We start from the raw sequence: 23,472 nt of genomic DNA, 5'->3' as shown, positions 1-23,472 counted from the left end.
ACGAAGCTGCGCATCGCACCGCCGACGCGCACCGACGCTTCCCTTGTTCTTCTCGTTTGCCATGCACCCATGGTACCACGCGCTGTTCAAAGCTGTTAAGGTCACATCAGGCGTAACGAAGGCCGAGGCTAACAGGACGTCGCGTGCACGTGCTCATCTATGTCATGATCGCTGCGACACACGATGAAATCGGGCTGCACGCCTAAACTGCGAAGTTCCTTCACAGAGTGCTGGGTGGGCTTTGTTTTCACCTCGTGAGCTGCAGCGATATAAGGAACCAAGGTCACATGCACGAAGCACACCTCACCCGGACCGCGGCGCGCCTTGAATTGGCGAGACGCTTCGATAAACGGCTGGATCTCGATGTCGCCGATGGTGCCGCCGATCTCATGGATGACGATATCGGCCCCCGTTTGCACGCCGATGCGCTCGATTCGCTCAACAATGGCGTTCGTCACGTGCGGGATCACCTGCACGGTGCCGCCACGGCATATCATGGGATGGAGTACACCAACGGATCGCTCAAAAATGTTACCTATAAGTAACATATTGTCAGCTTTTGTCATTTTATTGCAAGGGCGAGCGTCTCCGCTGCTTTTTCCTTTTCGGAAGCGATGCTTTCGGCGACGATTTCGCAACACGGAGCTTAGGCCAGATTCGAGCGAGTAAACTGTTCGAGAATCCTCTATACTTTACCTGCATCATTCGTTCTTAGGTGTTAGGAGGTCTTCGTGATTTTGTACCACGGCTCGCGCCACGGCCTCGAAGGCTCCATTGCGCCTATCAGCCGCGACCGGTGCGACTTCGGCAAAGGATTCTATCTGGGCACAAATCCCCAGCAGCCGCTCACCCTTATCTGCAACTATCCCGAGGCGCGCCTCTACACGGTGGAACTCGACCTCGACAACCTCGATGTTCGCGAGTTCGAAGCGGATTCCCTCTGGGCACTCGTTGTCGCCTACTACCGCGGCAAAATGGAGCAGGCGCGCGGCACGGAAATCTACGAGAAGGCAGCAAGCGCTCTCGCAGGAGCAGATGCCGCCATCGGCCCCATAGCCAATGATCGAATGTTTGTCGTTCTCGACCGTTTCTTCAACGGAGAAATCACCGACGTCGCCCTCGTGCAATGCCTCTCTGCCCTGCAGTTGGGAAACCAAGTCGTCGCCCTCACCCAAGCGGCTTGCGATGCCATCCACATTATTGACGAGAGAACCATCGACGAGACCGAGCGCACGGAACTCATCGCCGCGAGCGAAGCGAACCGAGCCGAGGGAGTGGCTTTGGCCGAGCGCATATGCCGTGCGCATCGCAGAGATGGTCTGTTCTTCGACGAGATTCTGAATGGCGGTGTTCCCCTTGGCTGACCTTCGCCTCGATCAGCGGCAACTGTGTGACATACAGGGTCGGCTCTTCGAGCGTGCCCGCGAGCAGGGCTATGACTGCCCAGCTTTTATTGCCGCCTTCATGAACAGCAATGTTGCACGCCGTATGGACGAAACCTTCGACTTCCTTCAGTGGGCTGGCGAGGAGTACCTTCTCGAAGAGCTCAATGACGAGGTCGGTGGGCTGTCTTTCGCAGGCTCTATATGGGGAAGCGAGCCTATGTACTGGAGCGGTTACCTCTATCGGTTTTGGCATTACCTCACCGGGGAAACGAGCCGCGACATCTACGCCACGGCCGATGCCGAGACCATGGGGGGAGCCTATCTCGGTATGCACACGCTCGATGCCGAGATGGCCATCGAAAACTTGAAGGAGCTTTCTTTACTGCGAGAACACCCTTGCTAGATTATGGTTCATCTGGGTCATGCAAATAGTCCTGTACCTCTGTTCTCTTTATCACAGAATATCATTCGCACCTCTCCAGCTTTGCTAGTTTAACTCATGTAGAAGAGAACGTGTCATCTTTCGAAGAAGCGCAGCTCACACCTATTGAAGAGGGGTGTGGTCACAAGCCATTGGAGCCGATAGTCAACCGCGAGAGATTACTACACAAGGAGACGAAACGTCCCTGGAGTAATCGCTAGAAGCTGCCCCACGCGAGATCCGCCGCCCTAGCTGCGCTTGCGCAGCCAGATTGCGGGACGCACCGTGCAGCCCGCGTTGTCCACGAAGATGCCTTGGTATTGCACTTCACCGTTGGTGTCGACATACGCTGCCATGTTCTGCATGAAGCCCGGAGAGCGCAGCCACCAGCGGGTATAGCCCATCTCGTTTTCCCATGCACCAGTTGCTTTCGCATGACGCGTAGGACGACACAGGCGAGCATCGTCGGTTACAAGCAGCCGTTTCGCCTCGTCGACCGACAGCACAAATACCTTATCAGATGTGTGTGCGCCACCACTTGTACCATAACCTGCGTTGTCGGGGTTTTCCACGTCGGCGCACATCATGAGCGCCTGCTCGTCATCGGTAAACGCACTATCAAGGAACTTCCCGTTCAGCCACGCACGCACGCCGCATGTCTCCCACGTGACGACATCGTTGTCGAGATTGTACGCCCGTGCGGCAAGGGCGTGTGAGGCAAGCAGCAGCTCACGATCGGCGCCCTCGGCCACGATCGTCCATTCGATCGGTTCGGGTTCAAACGACGCGGATTCCTCTTTTGCAGCGGCGATGCTTGCTGTGCGGCTGGCTGCAACCTGACCGGCAACGGTGTCATCAGACGCATCTTGCACGAATCGGCCGAATTGCACCGTCTGACCAATGCGGGAAGGTGTGGCGGTCGCCGCATTTTCGGACACATTGCCAACTGCGGCAACACTCGGAGAAGATGTCGGCGTCGAAGTTGCCGACGCATCCCTTCCTAAAACAATCTTGCGAACTTCTTCAGCCGAATACCGCACCCCGCACCCAAGACAGGTAAATGCGCCGTCGACCTTCATCACGTTGTTGCCGCCGCAAATATCGCACACAAACCCCATCGAGAACCTCCCTGAATCAGACGCTTGCTTTGATGCTTATCAAGGAAACGCTGATTAAAGCCGTCTTGTCCCGCGCGGGCGGGGCGGATGGCTGGCGGTCGAAGACCGAGAGCGCGCACTGACGTGCGCAAACGAGGTCTGAGACCGTCAGGCGCCGTCCCGTCTGCGCGGGGCTGGCGGAATTGATCAGCGTTTCCTTAAAGTACGTATCCTATACCAAAAATAACAAGGAGACATACCTTCTGTTCAGGAAACACTGATCAAAGCTGTCTTGCTCTGAGCTTCCTCATAGCGCCGCGAAACGAAAAAGCCGTCACCGCAAGCAACAACGGCAGCGGTGACGGCAGGCGTCACTCGACGGAACAGTCGAGAAGCAAGCTCGCAGCAAACAGCTAACGGCAACTATGCCATTGTGGCTTCGTAGCCGGCATCAACCACGGCGGCGATAAGCGCATCATCAGCTACGTCGGATGAGAGCAGCGCCTTTGCCGTGCCAGCATCGAGGTCGACCACGGCCTCCTGTACACCCTCAATGCCCTCGAGCGCCTTCTTCACGTGGCCCACACAGTGCATGCACATCATGCCTTCAACCTTAAGTGTCTTTTCCATAGTTGTCTCCTTCTTCTCGATGACAGTATCGGACGCATCAAGCGAAGCGTCCGCAGAAAGCGTTCCCGCCGAAATGCGCGGTGAGCTCTCCTGTTCCCTTTGCTGGTCCTTGCATTGATCGGTTGCAAGCTGCGCCTGAGCCTCGCAGCTCGCTTCGCTCGCGGGGTGCGTCTCGGACGTCCGTGCTGCGGGCACTTGCGTTACGGACGTCTGCGTTGCGGGCACTTGCGCGGGTGCCGACGCGGATGTCGCAGTCACACGCTGGGGCTTCCACGCTCGCAATCGCAGGGCATTGCTAACCACGCACACCGAGCTCATACTCATGGCAGCAGCCGCGATCATGGGGTTCAAGTTGATACCCGCCCATGCAAGCGCGCCCGCGGCAACCGGTATGCAAATAGCGTTGTAGATAAGCGCCCAGAACAGGTTCTGCTTGATGTTGCGCAGCGTCGCGCGCGACAGCGAAATTGCGGCCGGAACATCAGCAAGATCGCTATGCATGAGCACAATGTCGGCACTCTCGATAGCGATATCGGTGCCAGCACCAATGGCAATACCTACATCGGCACGTGCAAGGGCGGGCGCGTCGTTGATGCCATCACCAACCATGGCGACCGTGCCTGCTTGCGACAGCTCGCGAACCACTCGCTCCTTGTCGTGTGGCATCACGCCAGCGATCACCCTATCTGCTCCCACTGCACGCTGGATCGCCGCCGCCGTTCGCTCATTGTCGCCCGTAAGCATGACGGTGGATACACCCATACGGCGCAGCTCGGCTATGGCCGCAGCGCTCGTCGGCTTCACCACATCGGCCACGGCGATCACACCTGCAAGCACACCATCGCTCGCGAAGTACAACACCGTCTTGCCGTCGTCAGCCAACGCCTCGGCCGCGCCTTCACACGCCGACACAGTAACACCGGCTTCCTCCATCATGCACGCATTGCCGGCCAGGCACATACGACCGCCTACCGTGGCCCGAACACCCCGGCCCGGCACCTGCTCGAATCCGTCGGCGGGCTGCGCGACAGCTCCACAGGCTTGCGCGTAGGCTACTATCGCCTGGCCAAGCGGATGTTCCGACTTCGCCTCAAGCGACAGCGCCAGCGAAAGTAGCGTCCCCTGCGATTGCCCAGCTTTTGCAGCTGTAGCCTCGTCTTCGCCCTGAGCGCACTGCGCATCCTGCACGCCCTGCGCCGCTACGGATATTTCCTGTGCGAACACGTCGGTCACCTGGGGCGCTCCCTGTGTTATGGTGCCCGTCTTGTCCAACACCACCGTACGCACACCATGCGCCACCTCAAGCGCCTCGGCCGATTTCACCAGAATGCCACACGACGCACCGCGGCCGGTGCCTACCATAATAGCTGTTGGCGTTGCCAGACCCAGCGCACACGGACACGATATAACCAACACCGTAATAGCGTGATTAAGCGCAACAGACAGCCCCGACCCCAGCAGCATCCACACGGCAAACGTAATAAGTGCGATGCCGATAACTGCCGGCACGAACACACCAGCTATCTTGTCGGCTGTTTTCTCAATGGGAGCTTTCGAGCTGGTGGCCTCGTCAACCAGCCGGATAATACCCGCCAGCGTGGTGTCTGCCCCCACGCGCTCAGCACGCATGGTAAACCACCCCGAACGGTTCACCGTTGCACCCGTCACCGGCGCACCTGCGGCCTTTTCCACCGGCACGCTCTCGCCCGTGATTACCGACTCGTCGACCACACCCGCTCCATCAAGTACCACGCCGTCGACCGGCACACTTTCTCCTGCTCGGACTACCAGCACGTCACCCACACGAACACTTGCCGCCGACACCTGCTCTTCCACGCCGTTCACCAAGCGTGTGGCGGTTTTCGGCGACAGATCCATGAGCTTGGTTATGGCGTCGGTGGTCTTGCCCTTCGCGCGGGCCTCAAAGAACTTGCCCAGCGTAATGAGCGTAAGTATCGTACCCGCCGAATCGAAGTACAGCATAGTCATGGCAACCTGACGGGCAGCTGCACTATCCCCTACCCCCAATGCTGCCCCGATGCCGTACAACCCACAGACACCGTACACAGTTGAGGCGGCCGACCCCAGCGCCACGAGTGTGTCCATGTTCGGTGCACCGTGAATGAGCGCAGTCGTACCCACACGGAAGAATTTGAAGTTCACGAACAGAATGGGCAACAACAATAAAAACTGGGTGAATGCGAAGGCAAACACGTTGCGCTCGCCCATAAAAGCACTTGGCAGCGGCCAGCCAAACATGTGGCCCATTGACAAGTAGAAGAGCGGTATGCAGAACACAAGGGACACGACAAGGCGTGTACGCACCTTCTTCGCCTCGGCTGCAGCAGCGTTCGTGGGCTGGGGCGCAGACACAGCCAATCCCGCACCTATGCCCGCGCTGACATCGGCGGTGTTCGTATTCGCACGCGGAGCTGCACCGTAGCCCGCCTTCTCTATGGCAGCGCACAAGGCGGCAACGGTGTCCGGCGAGCCGTCGTAGTCAACCTCCATCGAGTTCTTCAACAAATTCACTACCGCACTGTCAACGCCCGCAACGGCGTTTGCCGTCTTCTCAACGCGAGCCGAGCACGCCGCGCACGTCATGCCCGTCACGTCAAACGTTTGTCTCACAGATCCCATGTCGGCCTCCTTACCGGGCAAAACGCTTGACGAGCTGCATAGCTTCGGTAACCACCTCGTCATTTCCTAGCCGAATCTGCTCGACAACACAGGTTTCCATATGATCTTGCAACAGCATCATCGACACGCTGCGCACCGCGCTTTCCGCTGCAGCCAGCTGCACGAGCACATCGCCGCAGTAGCGGTTGTCGTCCAGCATATTCTTCACGCCACCCAGCTGCCCGATAGCCCGATTCAGCCGCCGCTGCAAGTCGGCTTTGAACTCGTCGCTGCGCGGGGTCGCCTTGTGATGGCAACCGCACTGCTGCGCCTCACCGGCAGTTTGCTGCGCAGCGCCTGCTTGTTGCGCGGTGTTCTCACAAGGCGCGGCTTCAGCCGCCTTCTCTTTCGTTTCCCAAATCTCGCTCATGCTCATCCTTTCTTAAACCCCCTTGGGGTATCTATTTCGCAGTAAGCATATACCCCATGGGTGTATGATGCAACACACAACACGTTTCCCACATCAACGCTGATTCACTTATTCGCTCCTGAGCTCTTCCTGAGCGTTTCGTCTTTGCAACCTCCGCAACCTTGGAAACCAACCGGCAACAACCAGCGCGGCGGCTTGCGTTATAATTCGCTCGATACAAACGCAGGGGCGCGGCAACAGGCAGCAACACTACGGCACGTTGGTGGCACTGTGGTGTTACCGCACACACCGTACAATGCCCCAGAAAAACGGAGCGCAGATGCGAGCACACAACGCAAGCGACATAGAAGGCAGGGACGCGTATGAGAATCGGGTTCGACAACGACAAGTACATCACCATGCAGGCCGAGCACATTCGCGAGCGTGTAGCGCAATTCGGCGGCAAGCTGTACCTGGAATTCGGCGGCAAGATCTTCGACGATTACCATGCCAGCCGCGTGCTACCCGGTTTTGAGCCTGATGTGAAAATCCGCATGTTGCAAAGCATGTCAGCCGACGTGGAGATCATTATCGCTATCAACGCCAACGACATTGAGAAAAGCAAGGTGCGGGGTGATTTAGGTATCACCTACGACGAGGACGTGCTGCGGCTCATGGACAACCTGCGTAGCATGGGCTTTCTTGTTAGCAACGTGGTCATCACCCGCTACGCTGGCCAGCCCGACGCCGATGCGTTCCGTAAGCGACTCGATGCGTTGGGCGTGAAAAGCCACCTGCACTACCCTATTGCCGGCTACCCTTACGACATCGATCACATCGTATCGGACGAGGGCTTCGGCAAAAACGACTTCGTGGAAACCGTGCGCCCGCTCGTGGTGGTAACCGCTCCTGGCCCTGGATCAGGCAAAATGGCTACCTGCTTAAGCCAGCTTTTCCACGAATACAAGCGCGGCGTGCGCGCGGGCTATGCGAAGTACGAAACGTTCCCCATCTGGAATCTGCCGCTGTCACATCCGGTGAACATCGCGTACGAGGCAGCAACAGTCGACCTTGACGACGCGAACGCCATCGACCCGTTCCATGCCGAAGCCTATGGCGAAACCACCGTGAATTACAACCGCGACATCGAGGTGTTCCCGGTGCTCAAAGCCATGATGGACAAGATCGTCGGAGAAAGCCCCTACCAATCGCCCACCGACATGGGCGTGAACATGGCGGGCTTCGGCATTGTCGATGACGAGGCGTGTCGCGAGGCGTCGAAAATGGAGATTGTGCGCCGCTACTTCAAAGCAGCAGTGGATGTAAAGCGCACCGGTGTTGGCCAGGAGAACGTGCAAAAACTCGAGCTACTCATGAACCAAGCGGGCGTGAACTCGAACTTCTCGCCCGCACGAAGCGCCGCTTTACTGAAAGAAGAAGCCACGGGGTCCCCCGCGGGTGCCATGGTACTGCCCGACGGGTCGGTGATCACCGGCAAAACGTCGAATTTGATGGGCGCAGCATCGTCGCTGTTGCTGAATGCGTTGAAGGAAGTCGCCGGCTTAAACGACGACCTACACGTGCTGTCGGATTCAGCCATCGAGCCCATTTCCCATTTGAAAACCGAGCACCTGCACGCTGGCAACCCGCGCTTGCATTCCGATGAGACGCTTATCGCGCTGTCGCTCAGTTCAGTGACGAACCCTCTAGCCGAAGAATGCATCAAGCACGCCGACAAGCTGCGCGGTTGCGACGCGTTCTTCAGCGTGATCATCTCATCGGCCGACGAGCACCTGTACCGCACGCTGGGCATTAACGTGTGCTGCGAGCCAAAATACGAGCAGCGCCGCCTCTACCACAAGTAGCACAAATAGCAACAGCCAGACAACCGAACGCGTCAGAGAAGCGCTGCCGAAACAGAAAAACTCAATCCCTGCCACTCAGGAACCTCATATCAGTGCTTCCTGAGTGGCGGTTGTTTTTGCGCACATGAATCATTGGCAACGGTTATTCCCGCGTACATGGGACACTATCGGCGGTCATTTCCTCGCGCATGACGACCGCGATGCGCTTTGTGTGCGAAACGCCCAGCGACCTTACCCGCGATGTTCGACACGAACGCCGCCTCGGGCACGCCTAGCTTCATAGCAGGTCCGAACGTGACCACAAGCGCTACCAGACCCCCTACGACAATGTAGAGAAACGCCTGCGAGATCGAACCCGACAGCGGCCCAAACACCAACTGCAGCGCATAGAGCACCCCAGCTGCGGCCGCCGCACCCAACCCGCCGAATAGCAGAGCCTGGCACGTGGCGCGTGCGGTCGAGCGCATGCCCAGCCCGCCAAAGCGTCGGCGCAGGTACACAAACACACACGCCTCGCCGATGAAGTAGAAGAGTCCTTCAGCAAGGGCGATCGTTTCGATGGGAAACACATCAGGCCGAGAAGCAGCAATAAGCGTCACCACGATCTGCGCCGCACCTGCCAACACGTTGAAGGCAGCAAACAGGTGCATAATACGCAAGCTGCTACACACCTTCTGCATGTAGGTGAACACAGCGTAAAACGGCAGCGCCACAGCAAACGCCGCAAGGAAGCTCGCGATGGTCGACACGCTGTCGAGCGAAAACGCCCCCACGTGGTACAGCGTAACAAGCGGCAGCGAGAATACCGCCAGATACAAGGCAAATGGAATCATGAAGAACAGAATTTGGTTCGTCCCACTCACAATACCGCGCTTCACGCCTTCGATGTTGCCTTCCGCCTGCATATCCGAAAGCTCGGTGAACATCGTGGTGGTAATAGGCACCGCCAAAAATGCGTACGGCAGCGTAAACCACAAGCGAGAATACGCAATAATGGACGGCCCGCTATCGGTGAATGCGTACGATGCCGCATTCTGCACCGACACCACCACAAACGAACAAAGCATCACAAACACAGCCGGCACACCGATACTCACCGTTTCACGCAACGCCGGATCATGCAGATTGATGCGCGGACGCAAACGAATGCCGTTGCGCTTGAGCGCGGGCCATTGCATGAGCGCCTGCACGATAACACCCGCCGGGTTGCCGATAGCAATAATGTAGAGCGCCACTTCGGGCGCGCGCGGTGCCACAACCGCATACGCTACGAAGGTTACAATAACGATAAGGTTATTCGCCACGGGGGCAATAGAGGACCACAAGTAATCGCGATTGGCGTTGAGCAGCCCCGACAGAATGGCACTGATGCCATAGAACACAATTTGAATGGCGAAGAACTGGAAAAAGAACACCGACTGCGCCATTTCGGCCTGGTCAGACAGAAAGCTCTGCGTGTAGATGACCACACCCGGAAACACCATACACAGAAGCGACGCTGCGCCGAGCAGCACCACCACGATGGTGAGCAGGTTCGATGCGTAGTCATTGCCCGCATCGTTGCCCAAGCGCTTCTTGACCGACATGTACACCGGCAGAAACGCCGTAACCAACATGCCCCCCACAACCATCTCGTAGAGCATGTTCGGCAGCGTGTTGGCCACCTGATACGAGCTCGACAACAGCGTGGCGCCTAAGGCGAAAGCCATAGCCCACGTGCGCAGAAAACCCGTAATGCGCGACACGAGCACGCACACGCTGATAAGCGCCGCTGACGACCCTACTGCAGCAACATCGTCGGCGGGCTTGACCACCTCCGCGCTCGATGCACTACGGGCGTTGGGCGCGGACGGTTTGGCAGACAAGCGCGTCATGACTGGCTATTCCCCAGCAACGCTTTCAGCAGGCACCGCCTGGCGATCGGCAGCAGGCTTACCAGCATCAGCGACATCGGCGACATTGGCGGCAGGCTCGCGCCGATCGAGCATCTTTGCGATGCGATCGGAGTACTCGACATCAACAAGCCCCGCTTCGGCCGCCAAGTCGATAACAGGAGCGTCATTCCACAGATCCTCAAGGCGGTAGAACTCGCGTGTTTCGGGCTGGAACACATGGACAACAATGTTGCCGTAATCTAACAGCGCCCAGGTACCATCCTGCGTTCCCTCGCGATGCAGAGGCTTCACCCCACCGTCAACACGCAGCTTTTCTTCAACCTCGTCGATAATGGCGTTCACCTGGCGGTCGTTGCGTGCGGTGGCGATAACGAAGTAGTCGGTGACGCCGATCAGCTCGCGCACCTCCTGCACCATGATGTCAGTCGCTTTCTTCGCATTAGCCGCCTTCGCAGCAATGAGGGCACACTCGCGCGAAGGTGCCTCGTTTGTTTGCTTTTTGGTCACCGGTTATCCTTTCCTTGTGATGCGTACGCAATGGCACTCTGCTCAGCAGAAGCTCGCTTGCGGGCCCGCATCATATAATGGTTCCATACGCCCACCGTGGGCGTGTACAGCAGTTTCCTTCGTCTGACCAGCATTCGCATCACATGTGCGAATGAAGCGACGAACAACTCTTCGAGCGACGTGCGCCCCACGAGAGCCCGCAGCTCATCGAGTCCGTCATAGCACCGGCCCGGCTCGATCATGTCCGCTACGTACACAATCATGTCGAGGTCGGTCATACAAACGCTTCCTGTCGTATGAAGCCGCACCGCTTGGAGCACCTCGTTCGGAATGCTGGGGTACTCTGCGGCGAGCGCCGCTGCGGCAGTTGGACCGTGCAGCAGTTGAGGCATCGACTCCATCATATCGGCATGCACCTCAGCATCTACGCCAAACTCACGCGCGCGAGCTCGAATGCCGTCATCATCATACGCCTTGTCCCAATCGTGCAGCAGCGCAGCCAGACGCGCCATCGCAATATCGGCCCCATACTCACGCGCCAGGCACTCAGCGGTTTCCACCACGCCCATAACATGAGCGAAGCGCTTCTTCCCCACACGCCCAGAAAGCTCGGTTTTACGCGCGCAGAAAAACTCGTCAGACAGGGCGTCGGGATCATGCGTGCCCAATACACCGAAAGCGGTTTGAGGATCGGTGGCACACATGCTCGCGCTTTTGGAAGCACGCTCGACGCACGCGCTGCGCTTTGACGCTCGCTTCTTTCGCTTGCCTACATCAGCCACGCACCGCACCCCCCTTGCCACATTGCTTCGCTTTCCATTCGCCTGCGCAACGGTACAGGCCGTGCGCGCTCACGTAATCATACACGTTTGGCGCCAACAGATCGCGAACCGATTCGCCCTTCGCAAGCTTTTCGCGAATGGCACTCGACGACACGGGGTAATCGGCCACGCGTACGTAATCGACGGAGAAGCCTTGCACCGCAAGACTCGCCCGGCACTCCGGCGCCACGATATGCCCTGGACGCGTCATAGCGATGATGCGCGCTGCACGCGCAATAGCTTCGGGTTCGTGCCAGCTACCAAGTGTGGCTGCCGCATCGGCCCCAACGATGAAGAAAAGCTCCACGTTTTTCGGGTAGTGCGCCCGCAGCTGCCGCAACGTGTCTGCAGTGTAAGAGTCACCGGGACGGTTAACCTCGATGGCGCTCACGTCAAGCCCTGAGTGTGCGGCAACGGCCAAGCGGCACATGTTCAAGCGGTGCGCAGCTAGCGCAACATCGCGGCCCTTCTTGAACACCGACACACCCGCAGGAACAAGCAGTACGGCATCGAGCCTGCAGATGCGGCGCACTTCATCAGCACACGCCACGTGCCCCACATGAACAGGATCAAACGTACCACCCATGATGCCTAAACGCCGTGGTGCACCATCGGCCCCTAATCGCTCGAAGCGCTGGCTCACCACAACGTCGGCCACACCATCAAAGAGGGTATCCACTATGCGCGCACCTGTCCGTTGCCGCGCAGCACGTACTTGTATGAGGTGAGCGCATCAAGCGCAAACGGCCCGCGCGCATGCAGCTTCTGCGTGGAAATGCCGATCTCAGCTCCCAAACCGAACTGCCCACCATCGGTAAACGCCGTCGACGCATTCGCATACACCGCTGCCGCGTCAACCCGTGCCAGAAACGCCTCAATGGCCGCCACACCCGCTGCAGACGCTTCATCTGCAACAATGGCTTCGGAATGCTTCGTGCCGTAGCGATTCACGTGTGCGATGGCCTCATCGACACCACAAACGCACTTCACCGCGATTTCAGGTGCTAGATACTCGGTAGCCCAGTCGTCCTCGGATGCGCTCACGCAGCGCACGTTGTTGCCCGCCGCCAACGCGCAGGCGCATGCCGTCTCATCACCATGCACGAGCACACCGCGCTCGGCGAGCGCCGCAAGCACATCTGGCAAAAACTCATGTGCAACTGACGTATCTACGAGCAGCGTTTCAGCGGCGTTGCACACACCGAAACGGCGGCACTTCGCGTTCACCACGATATCACGCGCCCTGTTAAGATTGGCAGATTCGTGCACATACACATGGCAGTTGCCTGTACCCGTTTCGATGACCGGCACCTTCGAGCATTCCACGCAGTGGCGGATAAGCCCCGCCCCTCCACGTGGAATAAGCACGTCGACTATGCCGTGGAGCTGCATAAGTGCGTCAGTCGCTGCGCGGTCGGTAGTAGTGATAGCGCAAACAACATCGGCTGGCAAACCAACGCTTGCCGCCGCTTCAGACAGCACCCGTGCGATAGCCTCATTCGAATGCGCCGCCAAGCTGCCGCCGCGCAGCACGACCGCATTACCGGACTTCACGCAAATACCTGCCGCATCGGCCGTCACGTTCGGCCGTGCCTCGTAGACCACGGCAACCACGCCAAGTGGCACGCTCACGCGCGTAAGCTCAATGCCGTTGTATAGCGTACGCTGCGCCTGCACACACGCAAGCGGATCTTCAAGCTCGCGCAATTCCTCAAGCGCACACGCCATGGCATCCACGCGCGCCGCATCGAGCATCAACCGGTCGAGAATCGCCTCAGACGTGCCCACCTTACGAGCAGCTTCCATGTCGCGCTCGTTTGCCGCAACAACGTCTGCCACATGCTCTCGCAACGCCGAAGCCATCGCGGAAAGGGCATTGTTGCGCGCCTGACCACTCGCAGCGGCCAGTGCCACGCTTGCGTCGCGCGCCCGCAGCGCTAACGCGCGCACCTCTTCCTCAACACCCATGTTGCCCCCTTTCGGCTGCGCCGGTTTCCAGATCTATCAAATGTCAAACTCACAGGTTTCCTACTACGTCAGCGAGAGCCTTTGATAGTTACTCAAACACTACCAGCTCGTCGCGGTGTACGAGCTCGCGATCGGCCAACTGTGCCAGAATGGCGTTCGCACGCAGCTGTGCGCGAGCTCTCCCAACAGCAAGATCAACCAGGTCGGCATCGGCACGCACACGACCGCGGGCAAACACGTGCCCGGTCGTGTCCTTTATGTCCACAATGTCGCCTTCCAAGAAGCGCCCTTCCATACCACACACACCAACGACAAGCAACGAGCTACCCTTGTCAATGAGCGCCGCTTTTGCGCCCGCATCCACCATAAGCGACCCTCGTGGAGAATCGGCGAGCGCGATCCAGAGCTTTTTCGCCGTAACCTCATGCGGCTTTTTCTCCGCCGTGAACCGCGTACCGATGCGCTTACCTGCGGCAGCGTCCACAATGCAGTCGGGCGTGCGCCCATGGCAGATGACCATGGGGATGCCCGCCACCGTAAGCACACGCGCGGCCTTGATTTTGGTAACCATGCCACCTGACCCTACCGACGACCCCACGCCTCCTGCAACCGACATGATGTCGGGCGTGATGGCGCCAACCTGCTCGATCAGACGCGCCGTGGGACACGTGTGGGGATTCGCATCATAGAGTCCGTCGATGTCGGACATAATAACCATCAGATCAGCATCGATAAGACACGCCACCAAAGCCGCCAACGTGTCGTTGTCGCCAAAGCGAATTTGTTCAACCGACACCGTGTCATTCTCGTTCACAATAGGAACCACACCAAGCTCCAACAGCCGGTTGAAGGTGTCGCGCGCGTGCAGGTAGGCCGTGCGATCGGCTGTATCGCGCCGCGTGAGCAGCACAAGCGACGTTCCTACACTGTATGCGGAAAACGCGCGGGAGTACGCAGACGAAAGCACGCTTGCACCAACCGACGCAGCCGCCTGAAGGCTGGGCATGTCCTTCGGCCGCACCTCAATGCCCATGGCTTCAAGCCCGCACGCAATAGCTGCCGACGTAACGATAACCGGATCCCACCCCGCCTCGCGAACGCGGGAAATCTGATCGGCAACTGACGACAGAAATGCGTAGTCAACCTTACTTTCCGACGTAGTTAGCGTCGAGGACCCTATTTTCACGACGAGACGCCGACGACGAACATCGCCACCTTGCGAACACGAACCGATACCTTCACAATCAGTCGGCCGCGCAACCGCTTGCTCACAGCCACCCATTACAGATCAAGCTCCTCGTAGTCGTCGTTTGCCATGCGGGCCGACTCGAAGTTGAATGCGTACCCGAGAATGCGTATCTCGTCACCATCGACAGCACCGGCGCGCTCAAGCTCCTTATCAACACCCAAACGCTTGAAACGGTGCTGGAAGAAGGCGACAGCTTCCTCGTTTTCCCAATCGGTCTGCACAACCATCCGCTCCACCTGCGGACCCGACACGCGGTAAACACCATCGCTGAGCATCTCGACAGAAAGTGTCTTGTCTTTTGCTGCGCGACGATGCTCCCATACCTGGTCATAGCTCGCCTCACTCGCCACCGCATCGCGGGCCGCCTCGCGAAGCTCGCGAACCTTGTGCGCAATGGCAGCTTTCAGGCTCTCCACCCCTTCGCCAGTAAGCGCGCTGATACGATAGAGCTTCGGGTCGATCGGGCTTGGCGCGAACTCATCACCACCAGCAGCCGCAATAGAATCGGCCAGCACCATATCGGCCAACTTGGCCACAACTACATCGTCATGCGCAGCGTCAATTTTGTTCGCCACAACAATGCGCGGCCGAGCTGCCAATTCATCGGCATACAGCGCCAATTCATTGTTGATAACACGATAGTCTTCGAGCGGGTCGCGCCCTTCCCAGTCGCCCGTTAAGTCTACAATGTGCACGATAAGCGCCGTGCGCTCGATATGCCGAAGAAACTCATGCCCCAGCCCACGGCCTTCATGCGCGCCTTCGATTAGGCCCGGAACGTCGGCTACTACAAAGCTGTAGTCGCCGCTCGTCGCCACGCCTAAGTTCGGCACGAGCGTGGTGAAAGGGTAGTCGGCGATCTTCGGACGAGCAGCACTGATGCGCGCGATAAGCGACGACTTGCCAGCTGAAGGCATACCCACCAGCGCTGCGTCGGCCATGAGTTTCATCTCAAACTCAATCCAGCGTTCCTGGGCAGGCTCGCCCAGCTCGGCGAATGCCGGCGCGCGGCGTGTCGAGGTGACGAAGTGGATGTTGCCTCGGCCGCCCATACCACCATCAGCCACGATCACGCTCTCGCCGTCGCGCGTGAGATCAGCGATCGTCTCGCCGGTTTCCTTCGTTTCTTCGAAGTACTCGCGCACGATGGTACCCACCGGCACCTTCAACACCAAATCATCACCTGTGGCACCATGCATGCGGCTACCCTTGCCATGCACGCCACGCTGCGCCTTAAAATGATGCTTGAAACGGTAGTCGATCAGCGACGACAAGCTGGCATCGGCCTTTACCACCACGTTACCGCCATGTCCTCCATCGCCGCCGTCAGGCCCTCCCTTCGGCACATGAGCCTCGCGACGAAATGACATGCAGCCCGCACCGCCGTCGCCGCCCTTCACGAATATCCGAACCTTGTCTACGAACATGCAAACACCCTTCTTTAGATCATTGGCTCAAACGCTTCATTTGCACATCAGGCACAGACACCCGCACTCGGCGCACTATGCAAAGTGCCCCCTGATGCGCAGGGGGCACTCGAAATCATACGATATCGTTGAAGACGAGTTTACGCCTCGGCCTCAACTTCGGGACGCACGTGAACACGGCGCTTCTGCCCGCGCGTGAACTCGAGCGTACCATCGCACAGAGCGAACAGCGTGTCGTCGCCACCACGGCCGACGTTCTCGCCCGGATGGATGTGCGTGCCGCGCTGGCGGACGATAACATTGCCGGTGCGCACCTTCTGACCGGCAAACATCTTCACGCCAAGTCGCTTCGAATGGGAATCGCGACCGTTTCGAGTAGAGCCAAGACCTTTCTTATGTGCCATGACTATCCCTCCTTCGCTTACTCGGCATCGGCGGCTGCAGGTTCCTCAGCGGAAACCTCAGCCTTCTTCGCTGCGGCCTTCTTAGGGGCCTTATCAGCACCGACAGATTCGATCTCAACACGGGTCAGACGCTGGCGATGACCGCGCAGCTTCTTGTAGTTCTTGCGCTTCTTGAACTTGAAGATCAGCTGCTTGTCACCCTTGAACTGCTCGATGATGACCGCGGTCACCTTCGTCTGCGCAGCCTTGGCGGGGTCAACTTCAACCTTGTCGCCGTCAACAATGCAAATTGCCTCGAGCTCGATTGTGGCGCCAACCTCAGCATCGATCTTCTCGATGTTGATCCTGTCGCCTGCGGCAACCTTATACTGCTTGCCGCCCGTTTTCACGATTGCGTACATGTTTTCTCCTTGTATGAAAAGTCGCATGGCGATAACTTGTCAACGTGTCCGTAGCATGTTGCCAAAGCGGTTTGCACGGTCCGCGTGTATCATCGCGCTCTTCCTACGCTGTGCCCATTTGGGCGCAACGTTTGCATGGTACCAGAAAACCCCCGCCCACAAAAGAGAAACTTATGGTTTTTTCCTACTACAAATCACTACAAATCGCCACATACGAAAGTAAATCTTCGCCAAACATGAAAAAAGTTCGCCTACGTCTGCTCGTACCACTCGTGCCGCTAGTGGGCTTCGGCCCAGGTGGTGCCAGCTGATACGTCTACCACCAGGGGCACGCGCAGCGAAACGACGTTTTGCATGACGTCAGTGACCATGCGAGTCAAGGCATCTACCTCGTCAGCTGGCACGCTGAAGTCCAGTTCGTCGTGTACTTGCAGCAGTAGCTTTGCGCGGAAGCCTTCTTCGCGCAAGCGACGGGCCACTTCCAACATAGCTAGCTTTATGATATCGGCTGCACTTCCCTGCATAGGATGGTTCATGGCTGTACGCTCACCGAACCCGCGCTGCGTGGCGTTGCTCGCGCGCAGTTCGGGAATGTGTCGCTTGCGACCGAACATCGTTTCGGCGTAACCATTCTCCTTCGCCTGATTCACGGTTTCATCCAAATAAGCGCGCACGCCCGGATACGCCTCGAAATAGCGATCGATCATGTTCTTCGCTTCGCCAAAGGGAATATCCAAGCTTTGTGAGAGGCCATACGCCTGCTGACCATACACAATGCCGAAGTTTACGGCCTTCGCGCGGCTTCGCAGCGTTGGTGTCACCTGATCAACCGGCAGCCCAAACACACGCGCGGCGGTGCTGGCATGGAAGTCCTCACCTGAATTGAACGCGGCCACCAGGTGCTCGTCGGCCGACAGGTGTGCAAGTAACCGCAGCTCGATCTGCGAGTAGTCAGCCGATAAGAACAGACTGCCCTGCTCAAGCGGCACGAAACACTCGCGAATCTGACGTCCGAAGTCGGTGCGCACAGGAATATTTTGTAGGTTCGGGTTCGACGACGACAAGCGGCCCGTCGCTGTAACCGTCTCGTTGAACGACGTGTGCACGCGCCCATCACTTGCCCGCATAGCCGGCAGCGCATCGATGTAGGTCGACTTGATCTTTGCCAGCTCGCGATAGCGCAGCACCAGCGCGGGCAGCTCATGCACCGAAACGAGCTCCTTGAGCACACTGGCGTCGGTTGAATACCCCCGGTTCGTCTTCTTCTTGGCGGGAAGACCCAGTACGTCGAACAGCACATGCCCAAGCTGTTTAGGTGAATCGATATTGAATTCCTCGCCCGCCGCCTGATGAATAGTCGTCCGCAGCGATTCGAGTTCTTCGCCCGTCGAGCGACCAAGCTCAGCCAAACGATCCGTGTCGATAGCGGCCCCCGTGCGCTCCATATAAGCGAGCACGGGTACCAACGGCAGGTCGATATCGGTATACGTCGAAAGGCTGCCATCACGGCGAAGCACGCTGACAAGCGGGTCAACTAGCGTTCGCGACGCCGCGGCCGCCAAGACGGCTCGATCGGCATCAGTTTTCGCCTCGGGTATGCAACCACCCGCGTATTCTTCCAGCAGCGCATCGAGCGAATAAGCCGACTGCGACGAATTGAGCACATACGCAGCTAGCCCCAGGTCGAAGAAATCGGCGTCAAACAGCTCTTTTTCTCCGATGAGTGTTTCCGACAGCGAATCGGCCGGAAAGATGCGGTGTAGATCAGACTTCACATCGAGCGAGGCGAAGCGGCACCGACCCACCACGTCAGCAAACGCGCGAAGCCCGTCGTCGCCATCAAACACAGCAGTGCCAGCACTCGAGTTTACCGCAAACACTACTTCGCCACCGAAAAGCGTTGTCTGTTCCGGCTCAGCGAACGCCACACCCACCGTTGCTGCGCCCTCGCACGCACCGCGCAGCAACTCCCATGCATCCTCGCCATGCATTACAGGTTCCCAAGAAAGCTCCGCCGACTTCTTCACGGGTTCCTGCCCCACGAGCTTCAGAATGCGCGCCAGGTGGGAATTCAACCGATACTCACCAAAGGCCTCTGCCACCGCCTTGGGATCAAAGGAGGGAAACGACGCCTGCTCAAGATCGCATTCGACGGTAAGGTCACGCACGATAGTTGCCACCTCACGGCTCAAGTATGCCGCCTGCTCGTTGTCAACCAGGTGCTCTTTCTGCTTACCCTTCAGCTCGTCAATGTGCTCGTAGATACCCTCGAGGCTTCCAAAACGCGAAAGCAATTTGGAAGCAGTTTTCGCACCAATGCCAGGAACGCCAGGAATGTTGTCGGATGAGTCGCCCATCAATCCTAAGAAGTCGGGGAACTGCTCGGGCGTGACACCGTAGCGCTCGAACACCTCTTTGGGACCATACACGGCAATGTCGGTGATACCCTTCTTGGTGGTGACCACGCGCGTGAGTTCACTCGTCAGCTGGTAGACGTCCTTGTCGCCCGACACGAGCAGCGTTTGATAGCCGAGCCGCTCACCTTCAGCCGATATCGTTCCCAACACATCGTCGCCTTCCCAACCGTCCACGCGCACAACCGGCACATTCATAGCGACGAGCAGCTCTTCAATGATGGGAAACTGTGTTTTCAGACTCTCATCCATCGGCGGGCGTTGCGCCTTGTACTGGGCAAGTGCCTCGGTACGAACCTTCGGACGCCCAGCATCGAACGCACACACAATGGCGTCGGGTGCAGCCACATCCACGAACTTGAGCAGCATTGACAGAAAGCCGAACACAGCGTTCGTCGGCCGCCCATCGGGAGCGTTCATGGTAGGCGGCACCGCATGAAACGCGCGATGCATGAGAGAATTACCATCGATGACAGCCACTTTTTTAGGCATGAAAACAAACCTCCGTCGCTTTGCGTCTTGCGGCTTTCAGTATATGCATGCTTACCACCATCGCGGCGCGCATCGTGCTTTAATAACCCTATGCGTTCCACAAATACCCGACGCCGCGCACCGTTTCTAAGCGCTGTGCCAACTCGGGGCCAAGCTTCGCTCGAACGCGGCGCACGTGCACGTCAACCGTGCGCGACCCGCCGTAATAGTCAAAACCCCACACGCGGCGAAGCAGCGCATCGCGCGAATACGTGCGACCCGGATGCGTAACCAAAAACGACAGCAGAGCATATTCCAAATACGTAAGGTCGAGCGGTTCGCCACCAACCGACACCTGATAGGTTGCCAAGTTCACCGTCATGCCGTCGATAGATATATAGTCCGACGATGACGACTCGTTGCCCGGCCACAAAAGCTGCCGAATGCGCGCTGTACATTCCTCACTCGTTGCACCGCGTACCACGAAATCGCTCTTCAGCTGCAACGGAAGACGGAAATCGACCAGCTGTTCGGCCGATAGAATAACCAGCAGTGCCGCTTGCGTATCTTCCAAAATAGCCTGTTCGATACCTGACACGTCGGCACTTGCGTCGGCACGCATTTCGTAGATAACCAGATCGGCACCGGCATGCTGCACCAGCAGCTTTTTAAACTGCATCGACGAGCCCGCCACCACATCAACATCAAAATACGAAAGCACCTGTTGGAACTTATGTGCGTTGTCCAGGCTGTCCGCCACAAAAATAACTGTCTTACGTTGCATGGGTTGCACCTTCCCTCCCGCCTACAACACGGCGAGGAAGCGATCGCGCTCCCATTGCGAAACGAACCCCTGATAGTCGCTCCATTCTTTCCGCTTCGTGTCGACTAGGTAGGAATGGATGTGATCGCCGAGTGTCTCACGCATGAGGTCGGATGCGGCGAACAGATCAATTGCCTCGCCCAGGCTCTCGGGCAGCGTACGAAGCCCTTGTTCGCGCAGTTCCTGACGCGAGTAGCGGAACAAGTCTTGACCTTCCACAGGACACACGAGTTCAAGTTTGTCTTCGATACCGCGCAAGCCCGCCGCCAGCATAACCGAAAATGCCAGATAAGGGTTCGCTGCCGGATCGGGGCTGCGCAACTCGATGCGACACGCCGACTCATTTCCGGGGCGATACCCCGGCACACGCACGAGCGTCGAACGGTTAGAACGGCCCCATGACAGATACGTCGGCGCGTTGCCGCCTGCGGTCAAGCGCTTGTAGGAGTTCACGTACTGGTTGGTGACCAGGCAAAACTCCGGCGCGTACTTCAAAAGACCTGCCAAGTAGTGCTTGGCAAGCGCCGAAAGACCGTAACCTTGCGGATCATTTGCGTCGAAGAAGGCATTGTTTCCGTCCATATCGAACAAGCTCTGATGAACGTGCATGGCGCTTCCCGGCGCATCGGAAAGCGGCTTAGGCATAAACGACGCGTACACGCCATGCTTCATGGCGACTTCCTTCACCACCAGCTTATACGTCATCACGGCATCAGCCATGGACAGCGCGTCGGTGAAGCGCAAATCGATTTCGTTTTGGCTGGGGCCGGCCTCATGGTGGCTGTATTCCACAGGAATGCCCATGCGCTCGAGCATAAGTACGGTATCACGTCGCAGGTCGCTGGCGGAATCGAGGCTGGTCAGATCGAAGTAGCCACCGCGATCAAGCGGCTCGGGGGCAGTTGCGCTCGCGTTCGCGAAGTAATAGAACTCAACCTCGGGTCCAACGTTGAACACGTAACCCATCTGAGCTGCCTTGTCTACCATGCGCTTAAGTACGAAGCGCGGGTCGCCCTCAAACGCGCGCCCATCGGGCGTGCGAATACTGCAGAACATGCGCGCTACCGCGTTATCAGACGGACGCCACGGCAGCACTTGAAACGTTGAAGCATCGGGAAATGCAAGCATGTCGGATTCCTGCATACCGGAAAAACCGTTGATACAACTGCCATCGAAACCCATTCCTACCGAAAACGCATCCTCCATCTCGCTGGGTATGACAGCGAACGACTTCATGGCACCCAGCACGTCGGTGAACCAGAAACGCACGAAATGGACATCGCGAGTTTTGATGGTTTTCAGGACGAAATCCTGATCGGGATTCGACGGCATGCGCCTACGCCTCACTTTCGATCATATGGTATCGGGCCACAACAGGCAGCTTGTTTGCAAAGCCTCGACAGGCGGCTTGTTGGCAGGGCCGCGACGAGTGGTTTGTTCGAGCCGCAACGGACAGCTTGTTCGAGCCGCAACACACGGCACGCTCCCACGTGCACGGTGGCATGCGGTGCGTGTCACATCTTACCAATTCGCCGGCACTACAGCGGAATGGCCATCAGAAGCGCATACGCGATAACACCCGCAATGCCGCACCACAGAAGCGAATGTGTACGCTTCGCAACCACTACCACCACGGCTGCGGCAAGCAAGGGAATAGCCGCTGGCCACAAGCCCGCATCGAACATGTTCGGCGACAGCAGGTCGTTGGCCACAAGCGCCGCAAACGCCGCCGGTGGGATAAAGCCCAGCGCCCGCTCAACATGTTCAGGTAGCGCACGGCCCTTCAGCAAAAAGAGCGGTGCCACGCGGCAGATGATCATAGTCACCGAACAGCAGGCGAACACGATGAAAAACTGAGTCCAACCCATTGGTTCCATCTAGCTCACCTCCGCTTCCCTGCTACCGTCAGCCTCACCGTGAAGCGACTCGCCCCGAACCGTTGCGAACACCATGGCCGCCACCACACCACAAACCGCACCAATGAGAATGGCCGGGCCAGAAAGCCCCACGCACTTACACACAAACACGCCTATGAACGCCACCACGATGGCAACCACGTTCGACGGCGTCATCTTCTGATCAAGCAGCAGGCAAATGAAAATGGAGGTCATAGCGAAGGCGGCCACAGCAAGCGGGATACCAATAGCGTCGCCCACCAGCACGCCCAGCACATTCGAAAGCGTCCATGAGCTATTGGAGAAGGCGTTCACCATTGTGGCTCGCGCCACCGTCCAGCCGCCTTCCTCAAACTTGATCACATTCACGCCGTAGCTCTCGTCGGTTACCGACGCTGCAAACATGAACGACAGCAGCTTATTCGCCGTTCGACACACCGGCGCGAAGGCTGCGGAATACAGCATTTGACGCGTGTTCACCAACGACACGCTGGCGATGATGGAAGCCATGGGAGCACCGGCAATCCACATGTTAGGAATCATGAACTGGCCGGCGCCCGAGTAGAACACGATCGACATGACAAACACCTGCAGGGCGTTCATACCAATAGAGTTGCTTAAGATGCCACAGGGTATGCCAATAGCGACGTACCCCAACATGATAGGAAACGCCGCCTGAAACGACTGTCGTATGTCATCGCGAGAAATCACAGCCCCCGATTATAGCGGTTTTGAGCATGTGAGCAAGATATTTGATCCCGCGTAGAACAA

Annotated in this window: 20 protein-coding genes and 1 pseudogene; 3 read left to right on the top strand and 18 right to left on the bottom strand. The window is 58.0% G+C overall.

The window, feature by feature from the left end; all coding sequences use genetic code 11:
* Positions 1-146 precede the first annotated feature (146 nt).
* Positions 147-566, bottom strand: a pseudogene (locus G7Y43_RS04155) (CTP synthase); the annotation flags it as partial.
* Positions 567-731: 165 nt separating this feature from the next.
* Here G7Y43_RS04155 and G7Y43_RS04150 point away from each other — a divergent pair.
* Entirely contained in the window at positions 732-1,364 is a 633-nt protein-coding gene (locus tag G7Y43_RS04150) for a DUF3990 domain-containing protein (protein WP_165044387.1), read from the top strand.
* Positions 1,357-1,788, top strand: a complete 432-nt coding sequence (locus tag G7Y43_RS04145) for a hypothetical protein (protein WP_165044385.1) — start codon at positions 1,357-1,359, stop codon at positions 1,786-1,788. The genes G7Y43_RS04150 and G7Y43_RS04145 overlap by 8 nt, the downstream gene beginning before the upstream one ends.
* 266 nt (positions 1,789-2,054) lie before the next feature.
* On the opposite strand, the gene G7Y43_RS04140 is transcribed toward G7Y43_RS04145, so the two are convergent.
* The 3 genes from G7Y43_RS04140 to G7Y43_RS04130 all read right to left on the bottom strand — a co-directional run bounded on the left by G7Y43_RS04140 (position 2,055) and on the right by G7Y43_RS04130 (position 6,582).
* Positions 2,055-2,924 carry a DUF6273 domain-containing protein gene (locus tag G7Y43_RS04140; RefSeq protein WP_165044383.1) on the bottom strand — a complete coding sequence of 290 codons (870 nt, stop codon included), beginning with the start codon at positions 2,922-2,924 and terminating at the stop codon, positions 2,055-2,057.
* A gap of 402 nt (positions 2,925-3,326) precedes the next feature.
* Entirely contained in the window at positions 3,327-6,164 is a 2,838-nt protein-coding gene (locus G7Y43_RS04135) for a heavy metal translocating P-type ATPase (protein ID WP_165044458.1), read from the bottom strand.
* A gap of 19 nt (positions 6,165-6,183) precedes the next feature.
* Positions 6,184-6,582: a metal-sensing transcriptional repressor gene (locus G7Y43_RS04130; protein WP_165044381.1), complete on the bottom strand. Its 399-nt coding sequence runs from the start codon at positions 6,580-6,582 to the stop codon at positions 6,184-6,186.
* 362 nt (positions 6,583-6,944) lie between these two features.
* Between G7Y43_RS04130 and G7Y43_RS04125 the strand changes: the two genes are divergently transcribed.
* On the top strand, positions 6,945-8,426 hold the full coding sequence (locus G7Y43_RS04125; RefSeq protein ID WP_165044379.1) for a DUF1846 domain-containing protein: 1,482 nt from the start codon (positions 6,945-6,947) through the stop codon (positions 8,424-8,426).
* Positions 8,427-8,590: 164 nt separating this feature from the next.
* Here the strand turns inward: G7Y43_RS04125 and murJ are convergent, their stop codons facing one another.
* The 14 genes from murJ to G7Y43_RS04055 all read right to left on the bottom strand — a co-directional run bounded on the left by murJ (position 8,591) and on the right by G7Y43_RS04055 (position 23,412).
* Positions 8,591-10,300 carry a murein biosynthesis integral membrane protein MurJ gene (gene murJ, locus G7Y43_RS04120; protein ID WP_165044377.1) on the bottom strand — a complete coding sequence of 570 codons (1,710 nt, stop codon included), beginning with the start codon at positions 10,298-10,300 and terminating at the stop codon, positions 8,591-8,593.
* A gap of 6 nt (positions 10,301-10,306) precedes the next feature.
* Complete coding sequence (gene rsfS, locus G7Y43_RS04115; protein WP_165044375.1) at positions 10,307-10,828, bottom strand: ribosome silencing factor; 522 nt, start codon at positions 10,826-10,828, stop codon at positions 10,307-10,309.
* Positions 10,825-11,610, bottom strand: coding sequence for a bis(5'-nucleosyl)-tetraphosphatase (symmetrical) YqeK (yqeK, locus tag G7Y43_RS04110; RefSeq protein WP_241158149.1), 786 nt, complete (start codon positions 11,608-11,610; stop codon positions 10,825-10,827). Before yqeK ends, rsfS begins: the two co-directional genes overlap by 4 nt.
* Positions 11,603-12,328, bottom strand: coding sequence for a nicotinate-nucleotide adenylyltransferase (nadD, locus tag G7Y43_RS04105; protein ID WP_241158148.1), 726 nt, complete (start codon positions 12,326-12,328; stop codon positions 11,603-11,605). The genes yqeK and nadD overlap by 8 nt, the downstream gene beginning before the upstream one ends.
* On the bottom strand, positions 12,328-13,617 hold the full coding sequence (locus G7Y43_RS04100) for a glutamate-5-semialdehyde dehydrogenase (RefSeq protein WP_165044373.1): 1,290 nt from the start codon (positions 13,615-13,617) through the stop codon (positions 12,328-12,330). The genes nadD and G7Y43_RS04100 overlap by 1 nt, the downstream gene beginning before the upstream one ends.
* Positions 13,618-13,705: 88 nt before the next feature.
* On the bottom strand, positions 13,706-14,899 hold the full coding sequence (proB, locus tag G7Y43_RS04095; protein ID WP_165044371.1) for a glutamate 5-kinase: 1,194 nt from the start codon (positions 14,897-14,899) through the stop codon (positions 13,706-13,708).
* Entirely contained in the window at positions 14,899-16,293 is a 1,395-nt protein-coding gene (gene obgE / locus G7Y43_RS04090; RefSeq protein WP_165044369.1) for a GTPase ObgE, read from the bottom strand. The genes proB and obgE overlap by 1 nt, the downstream gene beginning before the upstream one ends.
* 140 nt (positions 16,294-16,433) lie before the next feature.
* Positions 16,434-16,697 (bottom strand): 50S ribosomal protein L27, encoded by a 264-nt coding sequence (gene rpmA / locus G7Y43_RS04085; RefSeq protein ID WP_165044367.1) that lies wholly within the window; start codon positions 16,695-16,697, stop codon positions 16,434-16,436.
* A 17-nt stretch (positions 16,698-16,714) separates the two neighbouring features.
* Positions 16,715-17,098 carry a 50S ribosomal protein L21 gene (gene rplU / locus G7Y43_RS04080; RefSeq protein ID WP_165044366.1) on the bottom strand — a complete coding sequence of 128 codons (384 nt, stop codon included), beginning with the start codon at positions 17,096-17,098 and terminating at the stop codon, positions 16,715-16,717.
* A gap of 278 nt (positions 17,099-17,376) precedes the next feature.
* The gene (gene polA / locus G7Y43_RS04075) at positions 17,377-20,004 is read right to left on the bottom strand and encodes a DNA polymerase I (protein ID WP_165044364.1); all 2,628 of its coding nucleotides are present in this window, start codon (positions 20,002-20,004) and stop codon (positions 17,377-17,379) included.
* Between the two features lie 88 nt (positions 20,005-20,092).
* Complete coding sequence (locus G7Y43_RS04070; RefSeq protein WP_165044362.1) at positions 20,093-20,767, bottom strand: winged-helix domain-containing protein; 675 nt, start codon at positions 20,765-20,767, stop codon at positions 20,093-20,095.
* 21 nt (positions 20,768-20,788) lie between these two features.
* The gene (gene glnA / locus G7Y43_RS04065; protein ID WP_165044360.1) at positions 20,789-22,138 is read right to left on the bottom strand and encodes a type I glutamate--ammonia ligase; all 1,350 of its coding nucleotides are present in this window, start codon (positions 22,136-22,138) and stop codon (positions 20,789-20,791) included.
* Positions 22,139-22,344: 206 nt separating this feature from the next.
* Complete coding sequence (locus G7Y43_RS04060) at positions 22,345-22,683, bottom strand: AzlD domain-containing protein (RefSeq protein WP_165044358.1); 339 nt, start codon at positions 22,681-22,683, stop codon at positions 22,345-22,347.
* A complete protein-coding gene (locus G7Y43_RS04055; RefSeq protein WP_165044356.1) occupies positions 22,684-23,412 on the bottom strand; it encodes an AzlC family ABC transporter permease in 729 nt (242 codons plus the stop codon).
* Positions 23,413-23,472 lie beyond the last annotated feature (60 nt).

Origin of the sequence: Adlercreutzia sp. ZJ138, assembly GCF_011038935.1 — a bacterium.
In the GTDB taxonomy this organism is placed as follows: domain Bacteria; phylum Actinomycetota; class Coriobacteriia; order Coriobacteriales; family Eggerthellaceae; genus ZJ141.
This window is presented reverse-complemented; position numbering and strand designations above follow the sequence as displayed.